Here is an 8,120-nt window from a genome sequence, read left to right as displayed (position 1 = left end):
GGCGGACGGACGGGCTCGGCTCCGGGACGGGCTCAGGCCGGCGGATTGGCGCCTCGGCGGCGACTGAGCTGTTCGCGCAGGTCGTGACGACTCCGGTGGCGATCGCGGCGCCGGTCGGTGCGGCAGATGAGCTGCGACTCGCGGACGCCGTGACTCTCGCAACGTCGTACCCGGTAGGCGGCCGTGCCGACCCAGCGGCAGGTGCCGTTCAGCACGCGCGTGGGAGTGATCTCATCGGGCAGGGTGCACGGCCCGAAACGGTGGTCGTGCTGGGGCATACAGGTTCGCCCCGGCGCATCGGTGAGCTGCACCCACCACGGCCGGGTCTTGTCGGTCCTACTCATGAAACGGGCACCTTCCGGCTCCGTGACGCCCCGTTCCGGGGCTGTCGCTAGATCGGATGCACCGTGATCACCTCCTCGCATACACCTGCGGTAGTGGCCATCCTAATCAACTCAGGCGCGCCAACCACTCGGTCAACAGCAGCCGCTCGCCCGCGCTGAACCGCGGATCCCCCTCGTCGATCGCCGCAGCCAGGGCCACCGCTGCCGTCCGCACCGGCGATCCGGCAGTCGCCCCGTCGGTGGTCACCGCAGCGAGCGCCGCCTCCCGGGCCACCGTGGACAGCCCCGGGTCGCGGTCCGCCGCAGGCACCCGCATCTGGGACAGCGTGAACCCGCAGCCCGCACTGTGGATGATGTGCGCCGCCGTCTCCACGTTGCGGGTCAGGCGTCCGTGCCGGGCCGCCCGTTCCAGCAGGCTGCGCAGGATGGCGGCGGCCGCGTCGGCGGCCGGGTTCTCCTGGTCGGGGGCGTAGCGGCCGTAGATCTGGGCATAGACGTGCGGGTGGGCCAGCCCGAATCCCACGTGCAGGTCCCAGCCGGATCGCAGGTCCTCGACGGGGTCCTCGTGGCGTTCGCGGTCGGTCTTGGCCCGGATGTACGCGTCGTACCCGCGCCGGACCGCGGCGGTCATGAGTCCTTCCATGTCGCCGTACAGCCGGTAGATCGTCATCGGCTGCACGCCGGCGCCGGCGCAGACCGCCCGGGTGGTGAGGGCGGCCGGGCCGCCGGAGTCGAGCAGCTCCAGTGCCACGGACTCGATGACGGAGCGGCGATCACCAACCATGTGAGCGATGCTACCAAAAGCCTGATACTGTGAGCGCAGATCACGAAAACACGTGAGCGATGAGAACAAGGAGTTCGACATGACCACCAGAGTCGCCATCGTGACCGGCGCTTCCCGCGGCATCGGGCGCTCCATCGCGCTCCGGCTCGCCGCCGCCGGCCAGTCCGTCGTCGTCGGCTACGCGGGCAACAAGGACGCCGCCGAGGCGGTCGTCACCGAGATCAAGGACAACGGCGGGGAGGCTTTCGCGTACGGTGCGGACGTCGCCGAAGAGACCGAGGTGGCCGCGCTGTTCACCGAGACCACCGACCGGTTCGGTGGGGTCGACGTCGTCGTGCACTCGGCCGGGATGATGGCGCTGGCGCCGGTGGCCGACTTCGATCTGGCCGTGCTGGACCGCATGCACCGGACCAACATCCGCGGCACGTTCGTCGTCAACCAGCAGGCCGCCCGGCACGTCCGCGGTGGCGGCGCGATCATCAACCTGTCGACCTCGGTCAAGAAGCTGGGCCTGCCCGGCTACGCGCCGTACGCGGCGAGCAAGGGTGCCGTCGACGCGATCAGCCTGGTGCTGGCCAAGGAACTGGCCGGCCGGGACATCACGGTCAACGCGGTGGCGCCCGGCCCGACCGCCACCGACCTGTTCCTCGACGGCAAGGACGAGGCGACCATCGACCGGATGGCGAAGATGAACCCGATGCACCGGCTCGGCGCGCCCGAGGACATCGCCGAGGTGGTCGCCTTCCTGGCCGGTCCGGGCCGCTGGGTCAACGCGCAGACCGTCTACGCCAACGGCGGCATGGTCTGAGTCAGAACCGCGACTTCGTGATCAGGGCCCACTCGTGATCGTCGCCGGTGACGCAGGTGGCCAGGGTGAGGCCGGTCGCCGGGCCGCCGTCACCGGTGCCGAACACGTCCAGGCAGAGGCCGGACGCCGCGTTGACGATCCGGTGGTACCGCCGGCCCTGTGAGGTGAACCGGAACTCCAGCCGGTAGTCCTGGTTGTCGTCCTCGACGCAGTACGTCTCGGTGACCGGGGTGCCGTGCTCGACGGTCCCCGCGCCGGGCACGTCCAGGCACAGGCTGTCGACGGCGTTGCGGATCCAGTACAGCTGGTCGCCGGACCCGTCGGTGCCACGTGGGACGAACCGGAACTCCTGGTTGTCCTCGAACGTCGGGTGACACACGTCCTGCCGGACCGGCCCGTCCGGGGTGCCCGGCCCGAAGTCCGGCAGGTCGATGCAGAAGCCGGTCGTCGCGTTCTGGACGAAGAACGGCCCGTAGCTCTTGTCCCTCACCGCGGCCGCCTTGATCGGCGGCAGTCCGTCGGTGTCCGCCGGCGCTGTCGTCTTGTTCGTCTTGTTCTTCTTCTTCGAGGGCGCGGTGGTGACGGCCGGTGAGGGCGGGACGCTCGTGGCGGACCGCGACGGGGAGGCCGACGGCGAAGGTGGCAGCGAGGGCGAAGAAGAAGAGGCGGGCGCCGGCGGCGGCAGGGCGCCGGGCTGAGCCACCGGTCGCCGGCTGTTCACGATCAGCCCGACCGCGCCACCCAGCGCCAGCAGGAGCACCACCACCGCACCGACCAGAACCGGCATGGCCCACCGGGAGCGAGCCGGCCGCGGCGGACGGGACGGTTCGGTCGGACCGGTCGGCACCTCCAGCCGCGGAACACCCACCTCCATGGCGGCACTGCGCAGGTCCGGCTGACCGGCGAACGCCTCGGCCGACCCGCTGCCCAGCAGGCGGGCGAGCAGTTCCTGGGCGGTCGGCCGCCGGGCCGGATCCGGCGACAGGGCCTGCTCGACGATGCGGCGCAGCGGTCCGTCGGGCAGGCCGGCCAGGTCGGGCGGCCGGCTGATGATCCGGGCCATGGTCGCCATCGGGGAGCCGGCCTCGAACGGCGCCTTCCCGGTGCCGGCGAACGCGACCACGCATCCCCAGGCGAAGATGTCGGCGGCCGGGGTGATCGCGGTGGCAGGCCCGTCGAACCGTTCCGGCGCCATGTAGTTGATCGTGCCCATGTAGATGCCGGTCCGGGTGTGCCGGTTCTGCACCTCCTCCAGAGCGCGGGCGATCCCGAAGTCGATCACCTTGGGGGAGCCCGGGGCGAGCAGCACGTTTCCCGGTTTGAGGTCGCGGTGGATGACGCCGGCGCCGTGGATGGCGGCGAGCGCGGTGGCCACGCCGATCGCCAGTCCGTGCAGGTTCGCCGCGGTCAGCGGTCCGTTCGTGCGGACCGCCTCACCCAGGGTGGGACCGTCGACGTACTCGACGACCAGGTAGGGGTGCGGCGCGTCCGGGTCGGCGTCGAGAACCTCGGCGGTGCAGAACGGGGGCACCTGCCGGGCGCTGGCGACCTCGTCGCGGAAGCGGCTGCGGAACACCGGATCGGAGGCCGCCACAGCGTGGATGACCTTCACGGCGACCTGCCGTCCGGTACGGTCGCGCGCCAGGTAGACGACACCCATGCCGCCGGAGCCCAGTCGTCCGATCACCTCGTACGCGCCGATCTGCCGGGGATCGTCGTGCTGTAGCGGGCCGTATCGGGGCCTGCTGTGATCGTTCACAAATCGCTCCATGCCGGGCGGAAAATAATTTTCGGATGCTACCAACCACTGTGGAATCCGGTGGTCCGGCCGATAAACGACAACATCGACCCATGCGAACCCCGATCGTGGGGCACTGGTGGGAGACGCTCCGATGAGCGGCGGAGACGCGGCATGGTGGTTGATCGAAACCGATGGTTGAATCGGCGCATGCCCGGCTTCGTCAACCCCGTGATCCCCGGGATGTTCCCGGACCCGAGCGTCTGCCGAGTCGGCGACGACTACTACCTCGCCTGCTCCAGCTTCGAGTACTTCCCCGGCGTCCCGATCCTGCACAGCCGCGACCTGGTGCACTGGGAGCAGATCGGCAACGCTCTGGACCGGCCGTCCCAGCTCCACCTGCCCCCGCAGACACCCGCGTCCGGCGGCGTCTACGCGCCCACCCTGCGCCACCACGACGGCCGGTTCTGGCTGATCACCACCAACGTCACGCCCGGCCAGGGCGCGCTGATCGTGACCGCCGACGACCCGGCCGGCCCGTGGTCCGAACCGGTCCGCGGCGAGGCCGGCGGCATCGACCCCGACCTGGCCTGGGACGACGACGGTACCTGCTGGCTGACCGGGGCGGGCGTCTACCAGGTCCGGGTCGACCCGGCCACCGGCGAGACCTTCGGCGAACCCCGCCGACTGTGGTCCGGCGGCCACCGTGCGCAGGCCCCGGAGGCGCCGCACCTCTACCGGATCGGCGACCACTGGTACCTGCTGATCGCCGAGGGCGGCACCGAACGCGGGCACGCCGTCTCGATCGCCCGCGCCACCTCACCGGACGGCCCGTTCGAGCCCTGCCCGGCCAACCCGATCCTCACCCACCGCGGCACCGACCGGCCGATCCAGAACACCGGCCACGCCGACCTGGTCCAAGGCCCGGACGGCTCCTGGTGGATGGTGCTGCTCGGGGTACGCCCCGGCGGCGGCACCCCCGGCTGGCACGTCCTCGGCAGAGAAACCTATCTGACATCGGTGACCTGGGTGGACGGCTGGCCGGTCGTCGGCGAGCTGGCCACCGAGTCGACCGTGCCGTGGCCGCTGAAACCGCCCGCCCCGGAGCCGGCCCGCGACGACTTCGACAGCGCCGACCTGCACCCGCGCTGGGTGTCGGTGCGGTCCCGACCGGAGTCGAGCTGGTCCACGAGCGACCGCCCCGGCTGGCTCACCCTGCACGCGCGCGGAGCGTCCCCCGACGAACCGGACGTGACCTTCGTCGGCCGACGGCAGCAACACCCCTCCTGCCGGGTACGCGTGAGCGCCGACACCACCGGTGGCCGCGGCGGTCTGGCCGTCCGCCTCGACGAACAGCACCACTACGACGTCACGGCCGGGGCGGGCAGTATCGAGGTCACCGCCCGCATCGGGTCGATCCGGCACACCGTGGACTCCGTGCCCCTACCGGACGGGCCGGTCGTGCTCCGCGTCGACGTGCTCGCCACGACCGGCGACTGGTCACCGACCCGCGGGCCCGACGGACTGCACCTCGGGTACGAGACCGCGGACGGGGAGTTCCACGCTTTGGCCCGGCTCGACGGGCGGTACCTGTCGACCGAGGTGGCCGGCGGGTTCACCGGGCGGGTGATCGGCATGTACGCGGCCTCCGGCACGATGCACTTCGACTGGTTCGACTACCTGCCTGGTGTCGTCCCGTGACGAAACCGGTCACCATCGCCTCGGCCCGTCCACCGAATTCCCGGAGGACGTCCCGTTCGCCGGCGCCGCCGACTGGGCCGGCGGACGCTCCGCCACCCGGCACCTGACCGGCCTCGGCCACCGGGACATCGCCATGATCAGCGGGCCGGGGCACCTCTACTGCCAGGCACGCCTCGACGGCCACCGCTCCGCCCTGCAGACGGCGGGCCTGCCGGTCGGCGCGATGGTCTCCGGGACGTGGATCTGGGCGGCGCCGATCTGCGTGGGGCCGACTTCACCGACACCGACCTGCGGGGGCCTGACCGATTTCGATCCGCGGGAGGTGGAGCGGTGCGGTGCGGTCATCACCGCCGAACAGGCAGTGTGCCTCGCCGAGGCGCTGCACATGTCGGTCCGGGCGGACTGAACTGGGGCCATCACGGCGGGTGTGCGATCGGCAACATGGTTCACGTCACGCCTCACTCGGGATGAGGGATCCGCTCCAGAGCGGTACGGTCGAACCGACAGTTGTGGATTTCTCGTTTCCGTGACGCTCACCGCGGGAAGATCCCGTGTACCCCGTTTTCCGGCCGCGTCACCGGCCGGAACCGAGACTCCGGCCACCTCGTCGGCCGGGACGAAGTTCCCGACCCGGTCACCGGTGGGGACGAAGTCCCCGGTCATCCCACCGGCCGGGACGATGTTCCTGGCCAGGTCACCGGCCGGGACGATGTCCCGGGCCAGCACGACGGCCGGGACCACATTCCTGGCCATGCCGACGGCCGGGACCGAGCGAGTGAGGACTCCCTGATCGTGAAGGTGCTGGCGAAGAAGCTCGTAGCCGCGATGACCTCGCATGTCGTGCTGGCGGTGCTGTTCCTGACCGCCCTGACGCTGAGCGGCGGTTCGCAGCAACGGAAGCCACGCCGCACCCGTCCGGCACCGCAGCGGACGTCGCGGGCGGCACGCCGTACCGAGGCCGTCGACGCCCGGCGGTTCGCCGAGGAGATCCACGTGGCGGCCGCGCGAGCCGGCGACTCCGCCCGCAACTGGCAGGAGTTCTGGGCGCAGTCCGAGGAATATGCCGCCGATGCGTGGCAGGCCTGGCAGGACGCCGAGAAGCAGCTGGCCCGCACCCGGGCGGCGACCGCCTTCCGTTCCCCGCACTTCCTGCAGACCCCCTCGGAGTACGCGGAGAACGAGAAGTTCCTGCACCGCGCCGCCGCGAAGGCCGTCGACCGGGGTGACCTGCCGTCCACTGTGCTGGTCGACCTGGCGGCCGGCGAAGGCGGCTGGAACCCGATGCTGCACCCGGTGGAGCAGGAACTGGTCCTGCAGATGGCGACCGCCGCGGTCCGCCGGCACATGTTCGAGCAGGCGACCGAGGCCGAGGAGTCGGCGTGGCACGACGCCCAACTCGCCGTGGCCGTCCGCGACAGCCTGCGCCGCGAGGCGGGCGAGGCGACCGTCCGGGCCGCAGCCCTGGCCCGCTACCTGCCGAGCCGTGAGCGCGCCGCCGCCCCGGCGCTGCGTCCCAGCCTGGTCCACCAGACCGCCTGACCGAATCACGCTTCGCCACCTGTCACCGTGACAACCCACGCCTACGGCGGTCTGGTCCGCCAGGCCGCCTGACCGAATTACGCTTCGCCGGCTTGCCGACAGGGAAACGCCCCGTCGGCAAGCCGGTTGCTTCAGTGCGTGCGCTGGCTGGGTCAGGCCGTGCGCTGGGGTCAGCGCGTCACGTCCAGGGTCAGAGAATCGAAGGCCGGGAACTCGACGCGCCTCCTCGATGATCACCGCGGGTTCCTGGCAGGCGGCGGGAGCGCGCCGCAGCGCGATCTCCACCGGCGCGGATCGGGCTGCGGGTCGGATTCGTCCGCGTGGATCTCGACCAGCTCGGGCATAGCGATGAAATCTGACGTATCGACGTATCGACGTATCGACGTCGCCCGTCGGCCGTTGCCGTTGCCGCCCGGAGCCGGAGCCGGAGCCGGAGCCGGAGCCGGAGTGGGTGATGGTTGCACCCGATCAAGGGGTTGGGTGCGGTTACCGCCCCGTTTGGGGTGGTGTCCTTGCCCGTTCGCTTGATCGGGTGCTGGTGCCGCTTGAGCCGGAGCTGCGGGATGGTGAGCGCCCGCGATCAAGCGGGTAGTGCCGTCGCCGTTCCCTTTGGGGCGGTGAGCGCACCCATGTGCATGATCGGTGCGGTGCGGTGCGGTGCGGTGCGGTGCGGTGCGGTGCGGTGCGGTGCCAGTACTGGTGCCTCGGTCGTTACCGCTGTTGCCGCTTCGTCGTTGCCGTCTGGCCGAAGTAGGTGGTGGGTGCTCCCGATCAAGGGGTTGGGTGCGGGTGCCCTCCCGATTGGGGCGGTGGCCGCTCGCGTTTGCTTGATCGGGTGCTGGTGGCGCTTGGGTTGGTGGTGTGGGGTGGTGAGCGTTCCCGATCAAGTGGTCGGGGACTGTCGCCTTCCCGTTTGGGGCGGTGATGGCCCGCGTTCGCTTGATCGGGTGTTGGTGGCGCTCGAGTGGGAGCTGCGGGATGGTGAGCGTCCCCGATCATGTTTTTGGGAGCCGTCGCCATTCGGTTTGGGGCGGTGGGCGCCCCCAATTGCTTGATCGGGTGCGCTTACCGCTTGGGTTGGGCTTGATTGGGGGCGTTCACCGGCCGGGTTGGGACTTCCACGTGGTGGGCGCACCCAAGCGCGGGCATGGGTGCGCGTGCCGCCCGGAAGGGTTGAGCGGGTGGGGGTGCGGGCTGGGTGAGCGG

7 protein-coding genes are annotated in these 8,120 nt (G+C 71.0%); 4 read left to right on the top strand and 3 right to left on the bottom strand.

What is annotated here, in order from left to right; translation table 11 throughout:
• Positions 1–32 precede the first annotated feature (32 nt).
• Together WH85_RS45305 and WH85_RS45300 are read right to left on the bottom strand one after the other, a co-directional pair.
• The gene (locus WH85_RS45305) at positions 33–344 is read right to left on the bottom strand and encodes a hypothetical protein (protein ID WP_045748415.1); all 312 of its coding nucleotides are present in this window, start codon (positions 342–344) and stop codon (positions 33–35) included.
• A gap of 106 nt (positions 345–450) precedes the next feature.
• Complete coding sequence (locus WH85_RS45300) at positions 451–1,128, bottom strand: TetR/AcrR family transcriptional regulator (protein ID WP_045748414.1); 678 nt, start codon at positions 1,126–1,128, stop codon at positions 451–453.
• A gap of 79 nt (positions 1,129–1,207) precedes the next feature.
• Here WH85_RS45300 and WH85_RS45295 point away from each other — a divergent pair, with 79 nt between their 5' ends.
• Positions 1,208–1,936, top strand: a complete 729-nt coding sequence (locus WH85_RS45295; protein WP_045748418.1) for an SDR family oxidoreductase — start codon at positions 1,208–1,210, stop codon at positions 1,934–1,936.
• 1 nt (position 1,937) lies between these two features.
• Here the strand turns inward: WH85_RS45295 and WH85_RS51345 are convergent, their stop codons facing one another.
• Entirely contained in the window at positions 1,938–3,695 is a 1,758-nt protein-coding gene (locus WH85_RS51345) for a protein kinase domain-containing protein (protein ID WP_052721304.1), read from the bottom strand.
• Positions 3,696–3,884: 189 nt separating this feature from the next.
• On the opposite strand from WH85_RS51345, the gene WH85_RS45285 reads away from it, so the two are divergent.
• The 3 genes from WH85_RS45285 to WH85_RS45275 all read left to right on the top strand — a co-directional run bounded on the left by WH85_RS45285 (position 3,885) and on the right by WH85_RS45275 (position 6,914).
• Positions 3,885–5,375: a glycoside hydrolase family 43 protein gene (locus WH85_RS45285; RefSeq protein WP_045748413.1), complete on the top strand. Its 1,491-nt coding sequence runs from the start codon at positions 3,885–3,887 to the stop codon at positions 5,373–5,375.
• A 237-nt stretch (positions 5,376–5,612) separates the two neighbouring features.
• A complete protein-coding gene (locus WH85_RS54335) occupies positions 5,613–5,846 on the top strand; it encodes a pentapeptide repeat-containing protein (RefSeq protein ID WP_425394701.1) in 234 nt (77 codons plus the stop codon).
• 321 nt (positions 5,847–6,167) lie between these two features.
• Positions 6,168–6,914 (top strand): hypothetical protein, encoded by a 747-nt coding sequence (locus WH85_RS45275; RefSeq protein WP_157411639.1) that lies wholly within the window; start codon positions 6,168–6,170, stop codon positions 6,912–6,914.
• Positions 6,915–8,120 lie beyond the last annotated feature (1,206 nt).

Origin of the sequence: Actinoplanes rectilineatus (genome assembly GCF_000962825.1) — a bacterium.
In the GTDB taxonomy this organism is placed as follows: Bacteria; Actinomycetota; Actinomycetes; order Mycobacteriales; family Micromonosporaceae; genus Actinoplanes; species Actinoplanes rectilineatus.
Note: the sequence above shows the minus strand (reverse complement) of the source record. Positions and strands in the feature narration are given on the sequence as shown.